Here is a 17,602-nt window from a genome sequence, read left to right on the forward strand (position 1 = left end):
AAATACTAATGTGAGCAAATTTTAGCGTTGAAATACTTGCGCGCAATTAAAACATACTGTAAGTTCAAATTAGTTAAATTATAAATAAATTGTAAAGCTTCATGGCAACTCGATGTTAGCGGTTGCTGTTCTGGGTGGCTTTGCGGGATAAAAATATGAGCTTGAAAAATCAAGATATTACAATTGATCAAGTATCGGCAGACAAAGTTGTTGACGAAATAATGAAAATTACTGCAGCAGGTCAACCTTTTGCAGTAACCAAAAAAAACAGAAACAATATTGACTATACGGCATTTGAAAATCTTCCAAATAACTTAGGTGATATGTACAAAACGGCGGCAGATACGTTTGAGCATGGCGAATTTATTATTTATAAAGATGAGAGAATTAGCTTTGCAAATATATATCAACAAGCCACGGCTTTTGGTCATGCATTAGAACAAGAGTTTAATGTACAAAAAGGCGATAGAATCGCTATTGCTATGCGTAATTATCCAGATTGGATAGTGGCGTTTATGGGCATTACCTTAATTGGTGCGGTAGCAGTACCTTTGAATGCATGGTGGCAGTGCGAAGAATTTACGCAAGTGATTGAACACAGTCAGGCTGTATTGGTTATCGCTGATGACAAACGTTATAGCTTATTAGCCAACTGGCTAGACGGTAAAAATTTACCTTTTGTTATTGCCAGACCCAATCAAGCGCAAAGCCATTTGCACAATATTGAGCAACTCTGCGCTCAATATACCGGGCGTGGCGAAATCACTAACGGCGTTCAAACCACTGATATTGCGACGATATTTTATACTTCCGGCTCAACGGGAACACCAAAAGGTGCAGTATCTTCTCACGAAAGTATCTTAACCGCAGTCAATACATGGTTGATGTTAGGAAACGCAGCAGCGATTGCTAATGCCGATATCAGCACGCCGTCTCCATACCCTGCAGCCGCATTAATGACGGTTCCACTATTTCATGTTACCGGTTGTCATACTTTATTTTTACTGTCGATGATCGCGGGTCGCAAAACGGTGATGATGCCTTATTGGGACGCGGAGCATGCACTGAAACTTATCGAGCAAGAACGTATTACCTATTTTAATGGGGTACCGACTATGTCAATGGAGCTAATGGATCACCCGATGCGTGATCACTATGATTTAAGCTCATTACTTGACGTGTGTGCAGGAGGTGCGGCAAGGCCGGCAGAGCACGTAAGAAAAATATATGATTCATTCAGCAGCGGCAATCCGAGTTGTGGCTATGGTTTAACTGAAACCAATGCCTTAGGCGCCGTTAATGGCCCTGCAGATTATCTTCTTAAGCCAAACAGTGCCGGTTTACCAACGCCACCAATTGTTGAAGTTCAGATTCTAGATGACAACAATCAACCTTTAGAAATAGGCGATATTGGTGAAATTGTTATTAAATCCATCTCCAATATAAACCAATATTGGCGCGATGATAACGCCACAAAAGAGGCGTTTGTAAACGGATATTTTCGTACCGGAGATATTGGTTATCTTGATACCGATGGCTTTGTTTTTATTGTCGATCGAGCCAAGGATATCATTATCAGAGGCGGCGAGAATATTTCTTGCTTTGAGGTTGAATCAACCCTTTATAAACATGCACAAGTTATTGAAGCTGCAGTTTTTTCTGTTTCAGATGAACGGCTTGGTGAGGCCGTTGCTGCCGTGGTTTATGTTGCCGATAGTACGGCAGTAAACGAAATCCAGTTAAAAGATTTTGTTGGCCAACATTTAGCGCAATTTAAAGTGCCACAGCAGATTTGGCTAGTCGAAGATAAACTACCTCGATTAGGCTCGGGAAAAATAGATAAACGAACATTGGTTAGCATGTTTGGCCAATAATTTGGCCTCACTTTATGAGTAAAAACGATGACAATTGAAATAAACGCAAAAGAGCTTCCGAACTACATTGGTCAACAAACCGGTGTTTCCCGTTGGTTTACGATAACTCAGCAACAAATTAATCAATTTGGCGAAGCGACTCATGATATGCAGTACATTCATGTCGACCCCGAAAAGGCTAAAAGTTCACCTTTTGGTGGCACCATTGCGCATGGGTTTTTATCTTTATCGCTATTTTCTGCTATTGCCTATGACGCTGCGATTAACCTTGAGAATACGGTTATGGGGTTAAATTACGGATTCGAAAAAATTCGTTTTTTACAACCGGTAAAAGTCGATAGTCGTGTTCGCGGTCAGATGGTTTTAACCGACGTGATTGAAAAACGTCCAGGTCAATTTTTATATACCTGGGATGTAACGGTTGAAATCGAAGGCGAAGCGAAACCGGCATTAACGGCGCAGTGGCTGACCATGACGATTATCGAAACAGAGTAGAAAATCAAAAGCAAACTAAAACAAAATAAAACCAATTCAAAAAATAACCATTTAAACCATTAATTATTAACGGTTTATAAGATAGATAGAGGATTTTATGTCGGTAAGATATGACGGCCAAGTGGCCATAGTAACGGGCGCTGGTGCAGGGCTAGGTCGATCACACGCGTTAATGTTGGCTGCACGTGGTGCAAAAGTTGTTGTTAATGATTTAGCAGGTCCAGACGGCGCAATGTCTGAAGGCGCCTTAGCTACGGTACTTGAGATAGAAGCAGCAGGTGGCGAAGCCATGGCTCATGGCGCTAATGTTGCTAACATTGAGCAAGTCCAAGATATGGTAGCGCAAACAATGGCAAAGTGGGGGCGAGTTGATATTCTGGTCAATAATGCCGGTATTTTACGTGATAAATCGTTTGGTAATATGGATATCGCTGATTTTAAATTGGTGTTGGATGTTCATGTTATGGGCTCGGTAAACTGTACCAAAGCGGTATGGGACATTATGAAGAAGCAACAATACGGTCGAATTGTGATGACCACATCTTCATCGGGGTTGTACGGTAACTTTGGCCAGGCGAATTATGGTGCGGCAAAAATGGCTGTTGTTGGCTTTATGAACACCTTATGTATTGAAGGTGCTAAATACAACATCAATGTAAATTGTCTTTCGCCGACGGCTCGTACCGCGATGACGGAAGAATTAATTGACGATAAACGCGTGTTAGAACTGATGACAGTTGAATCAGTAACTAATGGCTTATTGGCTCTTGTATGTGAAAACTCTCCTAATCGAACCATTTTAGGCTGTGGCGCTGGCGGTTATGCTCGTGCAGTAATTAAAGAAACCGACGGTATCTATCTTACACCTGAAGAGCAAACACCTGAAAACATTCTCGCTATGTGGAATGACATTGACGATGAAAATAATGCCCAGGAAATTACAGCCGGTTGGATGCAAACAAACAAATACGTTGGTAAAGCTGCGGCTTCACTTGGCGTTGACTTAACAGCCAAATAGGAGCGAATCATGAGAGATGCAGTAATCGTTTCAACCGCACGCACGCCTATCGGTAAAGCTTATCGAGGCGCGTTTAATATGACGACGGCACCTACACTGGGTGGCCATGCCATCAAGCATGCGATTGAGCGCGCAGGCATCGAAGGTGGGCAAGTCGAAGATGTAATCATGGGGTGTGCCATGCAGCAAGGCACAACCAGTATGAACATCGGTCGACAAGCCGCCTTAGCGGGTGGCTTGCCGGTGAGTGTTAGTGGGATGACGTTAGATCGTCAATGTTCGTCAGGTTTAATGGCTATTGCAACTGCCGCGAAACAAATCATTCATGATGGTATGGAGGTGGCAATAGGGGCTGGTATTGAGTCGATTTCTCTTGTTCAAAATGAACATATGAATACACACATGGCGGTCGATAAGCAATTAGTTGGTATGCATAATGATATATACATGCCAATGCTACAAACAGCTGAAATCGTTGCACAGCGTTATAACATAAGCCGTGAACGCCAAGATGAATACGGCTTATTGAGCCAGCAGCGCACGGCGGCGGCTGCACAAGCTGGCCATTACGATACTGAGATTGTGCCGATGACCACCACCAAAGCGGTCATGGATAAAGAAACCAAAGAAGTGTCTTTTCATGAGGTGACGCTATCTGCTGACGAAGGTATACGCGCGACGACAGCGGACAGTTTAGCTGGTCTGAGAACTGTCATTGAAGGGGGGTGTATTACCGCAGGTAATGCCAGTCAATTATCAGATGGTGCGTCTGCATCCGTACTGATGGAAGCGACCCTGGCAGAACAAAGAGGCTTGCAGCCACTAGGCCGCTATATGGGTATCGCTGTTGCCGGTTGTGAACCGGATGAAATGGGGATAGGCCCGATATATGCGGTACCAAAATTACTCAAACAACACGGCCTAACGGTCGATGATATTGGTCTGTTTGAACTTAACGAAGCGTTTGCTGTGCAAGTCTTGTATTGCGCTGATACGTTAAAAATTCCAATGGAAAAGCTAAATGTAAGCGGTGGCGCGATATCAATTGGTCACCCTTACGGTATGAGTGGGGCTCGAATGGTCGGTCACGCGCTAATTGAGGGTAAGCGCCGTGGTGCAAAATATGTTGTTGTCACCATGTGTGTCGGTGGCGGTATGGGCGCGGCAGGGCTGTTTGAAGTGCTTTAAATAACTATAAATAACGACTGAAATCAGCGCGGTGGAGCTTACTCATACCTCTCTATTGATGTATATAGTTAGTTGTATCGCTTTTTAGTTGCCAAAATAGACCGCTATTACGGTCAACAGTTAAGGATTATTATGCCTATCAATACTCATCTTAGACGTCGCTCAATAGCGTTTATTAGTGCAACGTTTGCGATGCTTTTTTTTACTCTTGCCATGGCATCGACTACCGAGCCATTGCCGTCATGGCAAGATGGCAAAAGTAAACAAGCAATTATTGATTTTGTTAGTCGCGTTACCAATAAAGACAGTGTGGACTTTGTTGCCGTCAATGAGCGCATCGTTACGTTTGATAATGACGGTACGTTATGGGCAGAACAACCCATTTACGCGCAGCTGTTATTTGCAATTGAGCGCATCCATAGCTTGGCGTCTCAGCACCCTGAGTGGCAAACGAAGCCGCCGTTTTCCCTTATATTGAAAGGGGATGTTAAAGCAGCTTTTAGCAGTTCCGCATCTGCGGTTAATGATATCGTCATGGCAGCAAATACCGGCATGAGTGACCTTGAGTATCAAACGATTGTCGCTGCTTGGATCGCTACCGCGAAACACCCAGTCACACAAAAACCGATTACCAGTATGGTTTATCAACCTATGTTGGAATTGCTCGAATACTTCAGAGCCAACGAATTTAAAACATACATTGTTTCAGGCGGTGGTATCGAGTTTATACGAGCTTGGTCATCACAGGTGTATGGCATTCCCCCTGAACAGGTAATAGGGAGTGTCATGGCGCAAGAACTTGCCACGGAGGCTGACAAAACCATTATAAAAAGACTGCCAACGATGGCTTTTTATAATAACAAAGAAAACAAAGTTATTGCGATTAACAACCACATTGGTCGACGTCCGCTTGCCGCTTTTGGTAATTCAGATGGTGACTTACCAATGTTAAAATACGTGAGTGAAGGTGATGGGTTGCGATTAGCGATGCTTATACATCATACGGATGCAAATCGAGAGTGGGCGTATGATGCGAAGTCACAAATAGGTCAACTTGATAAAGGTTTACAACAGGCGCAATCACAAGGTTGGCTGATAGTGGATATGAAACAAGATTGGAAACGCATATATCCAAGCCAATAATAACTCTAAAATGGTCAACTTCAGCTGAATCAATGATTGCAAATCAGAATCATAAAGAATGCCCTGAAGTATCACACGCCAAGGTATTATCTAGCGGTTATACCTGCGCTATTGTCAGTCGCAGTCAATCGGTCGTTAATCGAGAAAGCCAGAATACTCACCATAACCGCTGCTGGCGATGACACCGCCATCTAAAACTAGAGTATGACCCGTCATCCAGTTTGAGGCTTTTGAACATAAATAAATGACACTGCCAGCGATATCATCACCATTACCTAAACGCTCTTTGGGCACCATTTGTTTAACAAATTGCTCCGTTTTTTTGTTCTCTACAGCATACTTTGTCATTTTGCTTAAAAAGAATCCTGGTGCAATGGCATTAATATTAATGTGTTTTTTTACCAGATCGGCAGCTAAATGACGGGTCATTTGCACAACCGCCGCTTTGCTAGCTGAATAGGAATAATTGCTCATTCTTGGGTTGTTAAATGCATTAATTGAGGCAATGTTGACCACTCGGGCAGGATGCTCTGCATGGGCACTGTGAGATAACAATGGTAATAACTTTTGGGTTAAGAAAAATGGTGACTTTGCATTTAAATTCATTACCTTATCCCAGCCAACCTCAGGGAACTCAGTAAAGCTCGCCCCCCATGTTGCACCAGCATTGTTGATTAAAATGTCAATCTTGTCTTCGCTTTGTTTTATGGTTTCAACAAAAGCATTAATGCCTTCTAAGCTAGATAAGTCAGCCACAATAGGAATGCATAGACTGTCGTCAACAAGATTTGATAGCTCGATAGCTGTGGCCTGCAATTGGGCTTCATTTCGAGCCGTTATGTAGGTTTTTACGCCGTGTTCCACCAACCCTTTGCTGATCATTTTTCCAATACTTCGAGAACCACCAGTGACAATGGCTGTCTTGCCTTTAACAGAAAATAAATTACTCATATTGTGCCTTTATAGTGTTATTTATTGGCTAAATCATTACGCCATTGTTGCAATATTGGTGCGATTTTTGTGTCAAGCATGGCATAGGCCTGCTCTGTTAAATGCAAACCATCATCGACAAACCACTTGGGGTCATTAGTGATGAAATCATTAAACTCAAAATAGCGATATTGATTGCCACAAAAATCTTTAATGCGACCATTAATCTCGTCAATTACGCCAAGTTGTTTCGCCGCTTGCTTTTGCGGACATTTAATAATGGAAAAATACCCTATATGAGTCGCAGGAAAGGTGGTTTTTAGTTGCTTTAACAACCGCTGTACGTTGTTAATTATGTGCAAGGTATCATTGCCAAAGACCAAATCATTACTACCGCAATAGACGATAATGTGTCTTGCCTCTGGTAGTTTGGTTAAATCGGCTTGTAACCAATCAGCACTAACTGTACTGCGAATGGCGTTGTTTGAAACCGCTAAGCTAGACCACTTTGGTGTGCCCCAAAATTCAAAAATACTACTGCCGATCATCACAATATCTAGCATGTTCACCTCTATTGGCTAGTTATATATCCGCTGCCAACCATGCTGCTTGATTGATGGCGCGTTTGGCGTCTAACTCTGCTGCTACATCTGCGCCGCCAATCACGTGAATGGGCTTTTCATAGCCCACATCGAGTAACTCGCAGTGTAGTGGTTTAAAGGACATTTGGCCTGCACAAATAACCACATGGTCAACCTCGAGTAGTTGAATCTCGCCGTCGATACTAATTTCTAGGCCATGATCGCTAATTTCTCGGTATTGGACATTTGATAACATTGCGACATGCTTGTTCTTTAAACTTGCTCTGTGGATCCAGCCAGTTGTTTTACCGAGATCTTTACCTACCTTACTGGCTTTACGCTGTAATAAATAAATATCTCTCGCGCTTGGCGTTATGTGTTTTGGCTGCAAACCTCCGCGCTGGCGATTATTTAAGTCGATACCCCATTCTTTGGCATAAAGCTGTTTGTCCAGTGCTGGCGATGTGCCCTGGTGGCTTAGATACTCGGCAACATCAAAACCAATGCCACCGGCGCCAATGATTGCCACACGCTTACCGATAGCAACTGTTTTATTGAGCACTTCGGTATAACTGACAACCTTGCTGTGATTAATGCCTTTTATATCTGGTGTCCGTGGCGCAATACCGGTTGCCAGTACGACTTCATCAAAATCAACCAACATGGTCGCTCTCACCTCGCAGCCTAAATGCATGCTGATATTCTCGTGAGCTAATCGTTTACCGAAATAACGGATTGTTTCATGAAACTCTTCTTTACCCGGAATTTGTTTTGCTAAGTTGAATTGGCCGCCAATTTCTTCATGCTTATCAAATAAACTAACTTTATGACCGCGCTGTGCTGCATAGGTGGCGAATGCCATACCAGCAGGACCTGCGCCAACAACAGCGATATGTTTCGCATTTGTGGTTGTTAAAAAATTCAGTAAGGTTTCATTGGCAGCGCGAGGGTTAACCAAGCAAGACGATATTTTATTGTCAAAGGTATGATCTAGGCATGCTTGGTTACAGGCGATACAGGTATTAATGTTATCACTTTTATCCGCTTTGGCTTTGTTGATAAATTCGGGATCAGCAAGAAGAGGGCGCGCCATAGACACCATATCGGCATAGCCATCATTGAGTATTTGCTCAGCAACCTCTGGTGTGTTGATGCGATTACTGGTGATCACCGGGATATCGACAATGTCTTTAACCTGCTTGCTGATTTTCGCAAATAACGCTCTTGGAACCGATGTCGCAATGGTCGGTACTCGAGCTTCATGCCAGCCTATGCCAGTGTTAATTACTGTCGCCCCAGCTTTTTCGACTTCTTTAGCAAGCTGAAGTACTTCTTGTTGTGAACTGCCGTTTTCTATTAAGTCCAACATTGATAGTCGGTAGATAATAATAAAGTCATCGCCGATGCATTGGCGAGTTCGCTTGATAATTTCTAGTGGAAAACGAATGCGGTTTTTATACTCGCCACCCCATTGGTCCGTCCGTTTATTAGTATGCTCGACAATAAATTGATTTATTAGATAGCCTTCAGAGCCCATGATCTCGACACCATCGTAACCAGCCTGCTTTGCTAACCTTGCACAACGGACAAAATCTTCAATTTGTTGTTCTACATCATCGCTAGTTAATTCGCGAGGCATAAACGGGTTAATAGGGGCCTGAATTGCGCTAGGTGCAACCAACTCGGGATTATAGGCGTAACGGCCTGCATGCAGGATTTGCATGCAAATTTTACCGCCATGTTGATGTACCGTACGGGTAATGACTTCGTGGTTTTTGGCATCGTCTGCTGTGACCATTAAGGCAGCTCCTTTGGCTACCGCTCCTTCCTCGTTAGGGCCAATGCCGCCGGTTACAATAAGGCCTACACCACCAACAACTCGTTCTTTATAAAATGCTGCCATTCTCTGGAAACCATGTTCGACTTCTTCGAGATTGGTATGCATAGAGCCCATTAATAAGCGATTTTTTATTGTTGTAGAGCCCAACGTTATTGGGCTGAGTAATTTTTCAAAAGGCATGTAAATGTCGCCATAAAGTAACAAGTTTTGTCACTATATTATATTTTTAAGTAAATAAACATACTAAAGGTTCAAATTAGTTTTGTGCGGTTATATGCTGCATTCTTGATTGTCGGGTTTGTCAAAATGACGCAAGTTGCTGATCGCTTATTTTTTGCCAAAAGGCGATTGTCTCATCATTGACTTGCTGTTGTTTCGTTTGGTCATGACCAAAGTGCAACACCATAACCGTGCCGTTATCTTTGTAGCTAGGCCAATTTTTTAGATACGGTGATATTGGATCAAGGTAAGCAATTGCTGCCCAATAAGACTGCATTTGCCTACTTAGCTCAGCCACTCTCGGTTCGCTACCATAAAAAGCTTTATCTAAATTACCAAACACCAAACCAATATCGGCAATGTGGGGGCAACCCAAACTTGGTATCACTGACCGACGAGACAGTTTGTAGCCATAGCCGTGACCACCTGCAGATATGTGCTTATCAAGTAAACGATGACTTGGCTGGCCAAACCAATACTCAGATAACACCTCATTAAGGCGATCTTGTGGTGTGATAGCTACCTGGTGTTGCCTATGGCTAATTTGTTGATCTGTTAATGCCAAGCATTGTTCGATGTTTTGCTCGCCAACGAGCGATGTTATTGACCTGAGCAAGGCTTTGTCTGTGGTTATGTTTTGTCCTAACAGGGCGGCAAAATATGCCCATTCATCACTGTTAGTGCCGCTTATTAAGGTGATGTGTTTTGCGTTGCCTTGTGCGATTGCTTCATGGGGCGCAATAGTCAGGGTGGTGCCATCAATGACCGGTTTAAATGGCAAAATGCCAAATTTTTTGTAAACAGATAGGTCGGTTAAAAAACCTTGTTGCAAGCTCATTATTTTTTCGCTTGGTATCGTTGTCAAATCATCCAACGAGTAACCTTGCTGCTCAGCATAGCAAACAAAACGTTGAGCAATGCGGTTAGCTTGCTCTTTGGTCGCGTAGGTATGAGCTGCGCCACTTTGTAATATAGCTTTGTGAAACAAGGTGTTTGCTAATGGCGAGGCAAGTAAGCAAGCAATGCTCATTGCACCGGCAGATTCACCGAATACTGTCACGTTATTCGCATCCCCAGAAAACGCATGGATATGCTTTTTAACCCATTTCAACGCGGTGATCTGATCACCAAGTCCTTCATTGCCGGTTGATTGAATCTTATTATTGCTAACATCGCACAGCCGTAAATAACCAAGCACCCCCAGTCTATAATTAATGGTAACGACCACAACATTGGCGTTAGCGGCGAGGGTTTTCGCATCATAAATAGGTTGTGAACCGGCACCGTTTAGAAAACCGCCACCATGTATCCAGACCATAACAGGCAGTTTTTTGTCTGACTGAGGCGCATAGATATTGAGGTTCAAACAATCTTCGCTTTGCGCTAAATCATTTGCGTATTGTAATAGTGGGTTATGGTCGAAGGTTTGCGGCGCAATATTGCCAAATGATTGGCTAGTTTGTTCTATGGTTGACCGTACCTGACTCGAGCTCCAACGAGGCGTGTTGGTTTTAAGCGCAGCATATGCGATACCGAGGTGGGTTGTGATGGCCGTGTCATTTTGAGGTTGATTGTTCAGACGCTGACGTTTTTGCGTTGCTGATGGCTTTATCTGCTGTTCAATTTTTGACTTGGTGCTCATGCGCGTACTTGCCGTAATACTGTGTGGTATAAATACATACCACTTGTTCGATTTGTTGGCAAATTGTTTATCTTTTTAGCGATTTGCAAGGCCGTTTTGCTCTATATTATTGTTTAATTTTTTGTTAAATAATTCTTGTAAGTTATATTTACATACTGTAAGTTCAAATCATAAAGATTAATTATTATTACCAATGTGCCCATTTTTTAATGGCATAAATAGGGTAGGAATTAGATGTTAAAACTTACTTTCTTTACCAAGTTTTCATATGGTGTAGGTCAGATCTCTCAAGGCGTTAAAGACACGGCGTTTCAATCATTTGTGGTCTTTTATTTTAGTCAGGTCTTAGGAATGCCCGCCATTATGGCTGGTTTTGCAGCACTAATAGCCCTCCTTGTTGATGCGATTACCGATCCATTAATGGGCGATGTTTCCGATAATTGGCACTCTAAATGGGGTCGTAGGCATCCATTTATGATTGCAGCAGTGATACCGTTTCCGCTGTCATTGTTTATGCTGTTTTCACCGCCTGCAGGTCTCGATCAGCAAGGCTTGTTTCTATGGCTAGTGTGTTGGTCAATCATTGTACGTGTGATGTTGACGCTATTTAATGTACCACACAACGCGCTTGGTGCTGAGTTGAGTAAAGATTACCAAGAGCGCACTAAAATTGTCAGCTATCGAACGTTTTTAGGCTATGTAGGTGGCATCTCACTTTCGGTCATTGCCTTAAACACCTTTTTTAAAGTGACCGAGCAAAACCCATATGGCATGTTGAATGCTCAAGGCTATAGCCAGTTAGGGCTACTTGCGGCTGTCATTGCCTTTGTTGCCATGGTGTTTTGTATCTTGGGTACTAAAAATACCATTCCGCATTTACCAAAGGCGCCCAAGGACCAAAAGAAAGTCGATTTTAAGCGAAGTTTTCGTGCGTTTGCTGAAGCGTTAAAGTTACGTCCATTTCGCCTTATATTTATCGTTCAAGTATTGACTATGGTCGCCGGTGGAGCGGGTGCAACGTTTATGCTCTATATTGGCAGTTACTTTTTTGCCTTATCTCCAGCTGAAATTTCCTTACTGACATTAACCATTGTTGTTGGATTAGTACCCGCAACGATCATTGCCCCGGTATTATCGAAAAAAATCGACAAAATGCCGAGCTTAGTGCTTTGTCTATTGGTCGCGACAGTATTTAGTTTTAGTCCAATCATATTGCGTTTATTAACCGTGTTACCTGAAAACGGTTCGCCAATGATTATGCCTATTTTGTTCTCTACCTACGTTGTGGGCTATAGCTTTTTCATTGCTGCGGGAATCATTATTGGCTCAATGTTAGCCGATGTTGCTGACCTACACGCCACCACTACTCGTAAACGCCAAGAAGGAATATTCTTTGCTGCCAATTCGTTTGCCCAAAAAGCGACGTTTGGCTTAGGAACGTTAATTGCCGGTATCGGCCTAGACGTTATTGCGTTTCCAAAGCAAGTCGACGTATCCCAAGTGAGTGCTGAGGCATTGTTTGATTTGGGGATGATCGCAGGTCCAGTACCTATGCTTATTTACCTAATTTCGGCGTATATCGCCACTAAATACGATCTAAATAAAACCAAGCATACAGAAATTTGTATGCAACTTAACGAACAAAAAAACTAACTCATCTAAGGCCATTAAAAGCATGCGTAGATATGCGGCTCTTTGATACATAAAAATAAAACAAAAACATCAAGAATAACGAGGATACTTATGAGGGAAATCACCAACAAGGCTTTGCGATTTAAATTATCGCCTTTGGCCTGCGCTATGTTAGTTACTGGCTTTAGTGCATCGGGTTACGCACAAGAAGATGCTGTTGATACAGATGAAGCTGGTATTGAAGTGATTCAGGTTACATCAACCAAACGGGCAACATCGTTGATGGAAACCGGTCAAGCGGTTAGTGCATTTAATGCGGATTCAATGGAAGATTTGGGCATTGATGATGCACAAGGCTTAGTTCAATATTCACCGTCACTGGTTATTACCTCAAATCGTGTCTCTATTCGTGGTGTTGGTCGTCCAACAACATCGTTAGGTTCAGATCCGGGTGTTGGTATTTATACTGACGGCGTTTATAACACTGAAAATGGTGTATTTAGCTATTGTAACTTTTGTGACGTTGACCGTATTGAGGTACTTCGTGGGCCGCAAGGTACATTGTATGGTCGCAATGCCGTCGGTGGTGCAATTAACTTTATCAGTACCGAGCCGCAAAAAGACTTTGGTGGATACATAAACCTAGAAGCAGGTAATGATGGCTATTTGTTAACTCAAGGCCAAGTAACCGGTGGTTTAGGTGATATTTTCTCCGCTATCGTAACGGTATCTAAAAAAGAACGTGACGCACTGCAAGAGAACATTGCTGAAGGTGTCGCTGACTTAGACGATGAAGACCGCACATATTATTCGGCGACATTGAAAGCGGATTGGAGTGAAAACTGGACCAGTTCATTACGTTATATGAACACCGATCGTGACGAAAATCCGTCTCCTGGTTATCTGCTAGACGAATACCCAACGGATTACATCAATATTGGCCCAGCCAATTTACCCGGCATGTATCCAAACTCCGTCGCATTGAATCATTTATCGGGTTACACCATGGCTAACCCAGCGGTTGATGACGAAAATAAAATCAATGTCGATACCGTCGGCCACTTAAGCTCTGAAACCGAGCGTTTTATCTTTACCAATGTCATCACTGTCGGCGACATTGATGTTAAATATATCTACGGTGATTACACCTTAGATTACGATTCATTGGCGGATGGTGATGTAACTAACGCCGCCTATGGTGCAATGGACTTCTCCATGATGTTCGCTGAAACAACCGGTGCATTTATTCCAGGCGGTCCGTTCTACCTACCGAACCCTATCACTGGCGAACCTATCACCTTAGCGTCAGATATGACGACAAGTATCAAACAAGACGTTGATACCAGTTCTCATGAATTGCAATTCATCTCGAATTTCGATGGTAACTTTAATTTTATTGCCGGTCTTTACTATTACAACAGTGAAGAGAGTCAATACAATGACTTTGTTGAACGTGGCTTTGGCTTAATGCAAGGCGATGCAATCAACGCGTACTATGGTTCTTTCCCACCTGAATTTGGTCTGCCGTCAGATACCGGTACATTCTTAGGTTTACCCGGTGTGCAATTGAGCTTGTATCAGTTTAATGCTGCATTGTTAGGTGGTGCACCATTTAAAGCCACGCCAGAAGGTGACGGAGGCTATCTATATTCAACTCAAAATGAATTAGAAACCACATCGAAAGCAGTTTACGGTCAAATTGAATATGACATGACAAATGAGCTGACATTAACCGCTGGCCTGCGCTATTCGGAAGATGAAAAAGAAGGTTCTGATGATGTTTTTACTTACTTATTTGTGCCGCAAACACAACACAAAGTAAAAGATGATTGGAGTAAAGTAACTTGGCGCCTACAAGCCGATTGGCAGATGAACCAAGACACTTTGTTATACGGTTACGTCGCAACAGGTTATCGTTCAGGTGGTTTCAACTTAGGTGCTGCGGCGACCGACGATCCTGACTTGGTTGATCCAGAAGAGCTTACAGCGTTTGAAGTTGGTTATAAAAAATCGATGTTTGATAATCGCGCGAATCTGTCTTTAGCCGCTTATTACTATGATTACACTGACTTACAGGTGCAGTCTGATAAGTTAGAATCCGGTGTTATTACATCGTCATTTGATAATGCCGCTGAGGCCTCCGTGCTTGGCCTTGAAGCTGAATTACAGTTTTTGCTTACCGATGATTTAGTGATCAATACCACCTATTCATATAACGAATCTGAATACGATGAATTTACCGCTATCGACTCTATCGCCTGTGCTTTTTATGGTGAATGTGAGATTCAAGACTTGTCGGGTAATCAGCTAAATATGGCACCTGAAAACAAGTTTAGTATCGCTGGTACGCAATACTTCGATTTGAACGACAAGGGTTCTATTGCTTTAACCGCAAGCTACTCCTATGTTGGCGAACAGTATTCTCGTGAATTTAACCGTGATGATATTGATAAAGTGGACAGTTATGACAGCATCGATGCCCGTTTAAGTTGGACATCGCCAGAAGAGGCCTTTGTGATTGCCGCGTTTGTGAAAAACGCTGGCGATGAGCGCAATGTACTTCGCTACAGCGCACCATCAACACAAACCCGAATGCAAGCGGCTGAATTATCCGATCCAATTACCTACGGATTGCAGTTGCGTTATAGCTTTTACTAACGAGAAAGTAGGTAGAGGCCACTAGTTAAGTGGCTTCTACCTGAACTGCTCTTATGTTTAGGTCGATATAATGAAACAAATTGAGCAAGTATTGAAAGAGTGTAGTTGGTTTCAAGGGCTTCCTGACAATGGGGTAGCTGAATTAACCAAGTCTGCACGCATAAAACACTACAAAGACAAAACATACCTATATCGATTAGAAGATACGTCAAATTATGTTTATTGCGTTTTGTCTGGCTTTGTTCGGGTCAAAATTAGCAGTATTCAAGGACAAGAATTTGCCATTACCGAGTTTTCTACCGGGGCTTGGTTTGGTGAGTTTGCTTTAACCGATAAGCCCATTCGTATGTTTGAAGCACAGGCACTAGAAGATTCTCAACTACTAGAAATTCCCAAGCACGTTGTACAAAATCTGGCTGATAAACATCCAGTTATTTATAAAAACTTATTTCTCGAGCAAACAGACCGTACCGCAAAAATGTGTGAATTACTTGCTGGAATGTTGTTCTATCCACTTAGTGCCAGAGTAGCCGGGCGACTGCTTTGGTTTGCACATCATTATGGTCAACAAACTGAGTTAGGTGTGCAGATTAACAAAAAGATGAGCCAACAAGAGATAGCCGATCTCACGCTAGGCTCTAGACAGCGAGTAAATAAAGTGATTAAAACTTTGGAAAGTGACGGCGTGATTGCCATCAGAGGCTTGCGCTATTTGGTTAAAGATATGGCGGCATTAAAAGAACATACTCGGCTTAAAAATGATTAACCGACAGAGGTTAACCAACCTTTGAAAAGGTGTCACCTTGGTGACAAAAATACGAAAGCGACCGCGTTACACTCAAGCAACATAGAGAGACCAGGACATGTTATGTCCTGATGATTGAATTAGGAAAATTATGAATTCAGCAGTTAATTCAGGCAATGAACATTTTGATGTGTTGATCGTAGGGGCCGGCATTTCAGGCATCGGATCGGCATATCATTTGCAGCAACAACATCCAAATAAACGCTTTTGTATATTGGATGGTATGGAAAGTTTTGGCGGTACCTGGTTAACACATAAATACCCAGGGATCCGTTCCGACAGTGACTTATTTACCTTTGGCTATCGCTTTAAACCATGGACAGGTAAGCCGATAGCGTCTGGTGAAGAGATTTTAAACTATATGAATGAAGTGATCAGTGATAATCATTTAGATGATCACATTCGTTATAACCATAATGTGTTAACCGCAAATTGGTGCAACCAAAGCCAGTTATGGACAATTACCGCCTTTGACAAAGCAACACAGCAAAACAAGCGATTTACGGCCAATTTTTTGTGGATGTGCCAAGGCTATTACAAGCACGATAAAGGTTATACCCCTAAATGGGATGGCATGGATGAATTTGCTGGCGAGTTGGTTCACCCGCAAAACTGGCCTGAAAATCTAGATTATCAAGGCAAAAAGGTCGTTATTATTGGTTCTGGAGCAACCGCTGCGACGTTGGCACCAAATATAGCAGGGCAGAGTAAACACGTCACATTGCTGCAGCGCTCACCAACCTATTTTTTCCCACGTAAAAATGAAAATGAATTAGTCGAACAGTTACGCAAACTTAATATTGATGAATCTTGGATTCATGAAATTGCACGCCAACAAATCCTGCAAGAGCAGGCAGGCTTTATTAAATTAGCTCAGGATTACCCTGGGGAAGTCAAAAAAGCTTTGATCGACGGTGTTAAGGCGCATCTAGAGCCAGATTTTGATGTTGAAAAACATTTTACGCCGCAATACAACCCTTGGCGACAACGAATTGCTGTCGTCCCTGAAGGGGATATTTTTGCCGGTATTCGTAGCGGTAAGGCAAGTATCAAAACAGACGAAATAGAGTGTTTTAATGCGCAAGGCATCCAACTCAAGTCCGGTGAACAGCTTGACGCGGATATCATTATTTCTGCCACCGGATTCAATCTATCGGTACTTGGTGGGATTGAATTTTCGGTTGATAAGCAAGCGATTAATTTTGCCGAAAAAGTTGGCTACAGAGGATTAATGTTTACCGATGTGCCAAATATGGCATGGGTTATGGGCTATTTTAGAGCAAGTTGGACACTGCGTGTCGATTTGATCGGTGACTTTATTTGTCGATTGTTAAAACACATGGATGACAAACAGGTTAAACAAGTCACCATGACGTTGCGCGAAGAAGACAAAGATATGGAGTTATTGCCATGGATTAACACCGACGAGTTTAATCCCGGTTATATGCTGCGTTCGTTGCACCTAATGCCAAAGCGTGGCAATAAACCTGAGTGGCAACACACTCAAGATTACTGGTCAGAAAAAGACGTACTGCCCAATGTCAATCTTGATGATGAACTGTTCGTGTACAGATAAG

At 42.7% G+C, this 17,602-nt stretch carries 13 protein-coding genes; 9 read left to right on the forward strand and 4 right to left on the reverse strand.

Annotated features, from left to right (window positions below):
- The first annotated feature begins 155 nt into the window (after window positions 1-155).
- From E2K93_RS16485 to E2K93_RS16505, 5 genes are all read left to right on the forward strand, one after another.
- On the forward strand, window positions 156-1,874 hold the full coding sequence (locus E2K93_RS16485; RefSeq protein ID WP_135440143.1) for a class I adenylate-forming enzyme family protein: 1,719 nt from the start codon (window positions 156-158) through the stop codon (window positions 1,872-1,874).
- Window positions 1,875-1,901: 27 nt separating this feature from the next.
- On the forward strand, window positions 1,902-2,369 hold the full coding sequence (locus tag E2K93_RS16490; RefSeq protein WP_135440144.1) for a MaoC family dehydratase: 468 nt from the start codon (window positions 1,902-1,904) through the stop codon (window positions 2,367-2,369).
- Window positions 2,370-2,466: 97 nt separating this feature from the next.
- On the forward strand, window positions 2,467-3,387 hold the full coding sequence (locus E2K93_RS16495; protein WP_135440145.1) for an SDR family NAD(P)-dependent oxidoreductase: 921 nt from the start codon (window positions 2,467-2,469) through the stop codon (window positions 3,385-3,387).
- A gap of 9 nt (window positions 3,388-3,396) precedes the next feature.
- The gene (locus tag E2K93_RS16500) at window positions 3,397-4,575 is read left to right on the forward strand and encodes an acetyl-CoA C-acyltransferase (protein WP_135440146.1); all 1,179 of its coding nucleotides are present in this window, start codon (window positions 3,397-3,399) and stop codon (window positions 4,573-4,575) included.
- A 132-nt stretch (window positions 4,576-4,707) separates the two neighbouring features.
- Window positions 4,708-5,718 carry an HAD family hydrolase gene (locus tag E2K93_RS16505; RefSeq protein ID WP_135440147.1) on the forward strand — a complete coding sequence of 337 codons (1,011 nt, stop codon included), beginning with the start codon at window positions 4,708-4,710 and terminating at the stop codon, window positions 5,716-5,718.
- A gap of 135 nt (window positions 5,719-5,853) precedes the next feature.
- On the opposite strand, the gene E2K93_RS16510 is transcribed toward E2K93_RS16505, so the two are convergent.
- The 4 genes from E2K93_RS16510 to E2K93_RS16525 form a co-directional block, all read right to left on the reverse strand.
- The gene (locus E2K93_RS16510) at window positions 5,854-6,669 is read right to left on the reverse strand and encodes an SDR family oxidoreductase (RefSeq protein ID WP_135440148.1); all 816 of its coding nucleotides are present in this window, start codon (window positions 6,667-6,669) and stop codon (window positions 5,854-5,856) included.
- A 17-nt stretch (window positions 6,670-6,686) separates the two neighbouring features.
- On the reverse strand, window positions 6,687-7,211 hold the full coding sequence (locus tag E2K93_RS16515) for a GDSL-type esterase/lipase family protein (RefSeq protein WP_228445374.1): 525 nt from the start codon (window positions 7,209-7,211) through the stop codon (window positions 6,687-6,689).
- Window positions 7,212-7,230: 19 nt separating this feature from the next.
- Window positions 7,231-9,249 carry an NADPH-dependent 2,4-dienoyl-CoA reductase gene (locus E2K93_RS16520; RefSeq protein WP_135440149.1) on the reverse strand — a complete coding sequence of 673 codons (2,019 nt, stop codon included), beginning with the start codon at window positions 9,247-9,249 and terminating at the stop codon, window positions 7,231-7,233.
- A gap of 121 nt (window positions 9,250-9,370) precedes the next feature.
- On the reverse strand, window positions 9,371-10,930 hold the full coding sequence (locus tag E2K93_RS16525; protein ID WP_135440150.1) for a carboxylesterase/lipase family protein: 1,560 nt from the start codon (window positions 10,928-10,930) through the stop codon (window positions 9,371-9,373).
- Window positions 10,931-11,164: 234 nt separating this feature from the next.
- Between E2K93_RS16525 and E2K93_RS16530 the strand changes: the two genes are divergently transcribed.
- From E2K93_RS16530 to E2K93_RS16545, 4 genes are all read left to right on the forward strand, one after another.
- Window positions 11,165-12,583 (forward strand): MFS transporter, encoded by a 1,419-nt coding sequence (locus tag E2K93_RS16530; RefSeq protein ID WP_135440151.1) that lies wholly within the window; start codon window positions 11,165-11,167, stop codon window positions 12,581-12,583.
- 147 nt (window positions 12,584-12,730) lie between these two features.
- The gene (locus E2K93_RS16535) at window positions 12,731-15,220 is read left to right on the forward strand and encodes a TonB-dependent receptor (protein WP_228445376.1); all 2,490 of its coding nucleotides are present in this window, start codon (window positions 12,731-12,733) and stop codon (window positions 15,218-15,220) included.
- A gap of 70 nt (window positions 15,221-15,290) precedes the next feature.
- Window positions 15,291-15,986: a Crp/Fnr family transcriptional regulator gene (locus tag E2K93_RS16540; RefSeq protein WP_135440153.1), complete on the forward strand. Its 696-nt coding sequence runs from the start codon at window positions 15,291-15,293 to the stop codon at window positions 15,984-15,986.
- 130 nt (window positions 15,987-16,116) lie between these two features.
- Window positions 16,117-17,601 (forward strand): flavin-containing monooxygenase, encoded by a 1,485-nt coding sequence (locus E2K93_RS16545; RefSeq protein ID WP_135440154.1) that lies wholly within the window; start codon window positions 16,117-16,119, stop codon window positions 17,599-17,601.
- Window position 17,602: the final 1 nt, after the last annotated feature.

Origin of the sequence: Thalassotalea sp. HSM 43 (genome assembly GCF_004752005.1) — a bacterium.
Classification (GTDB): domain Bacteria; phylum Pseudomonadota; class Gammaproteobacteria; order Enterobacterales; family Alteromonadaceae; genus Thalassotalea_A.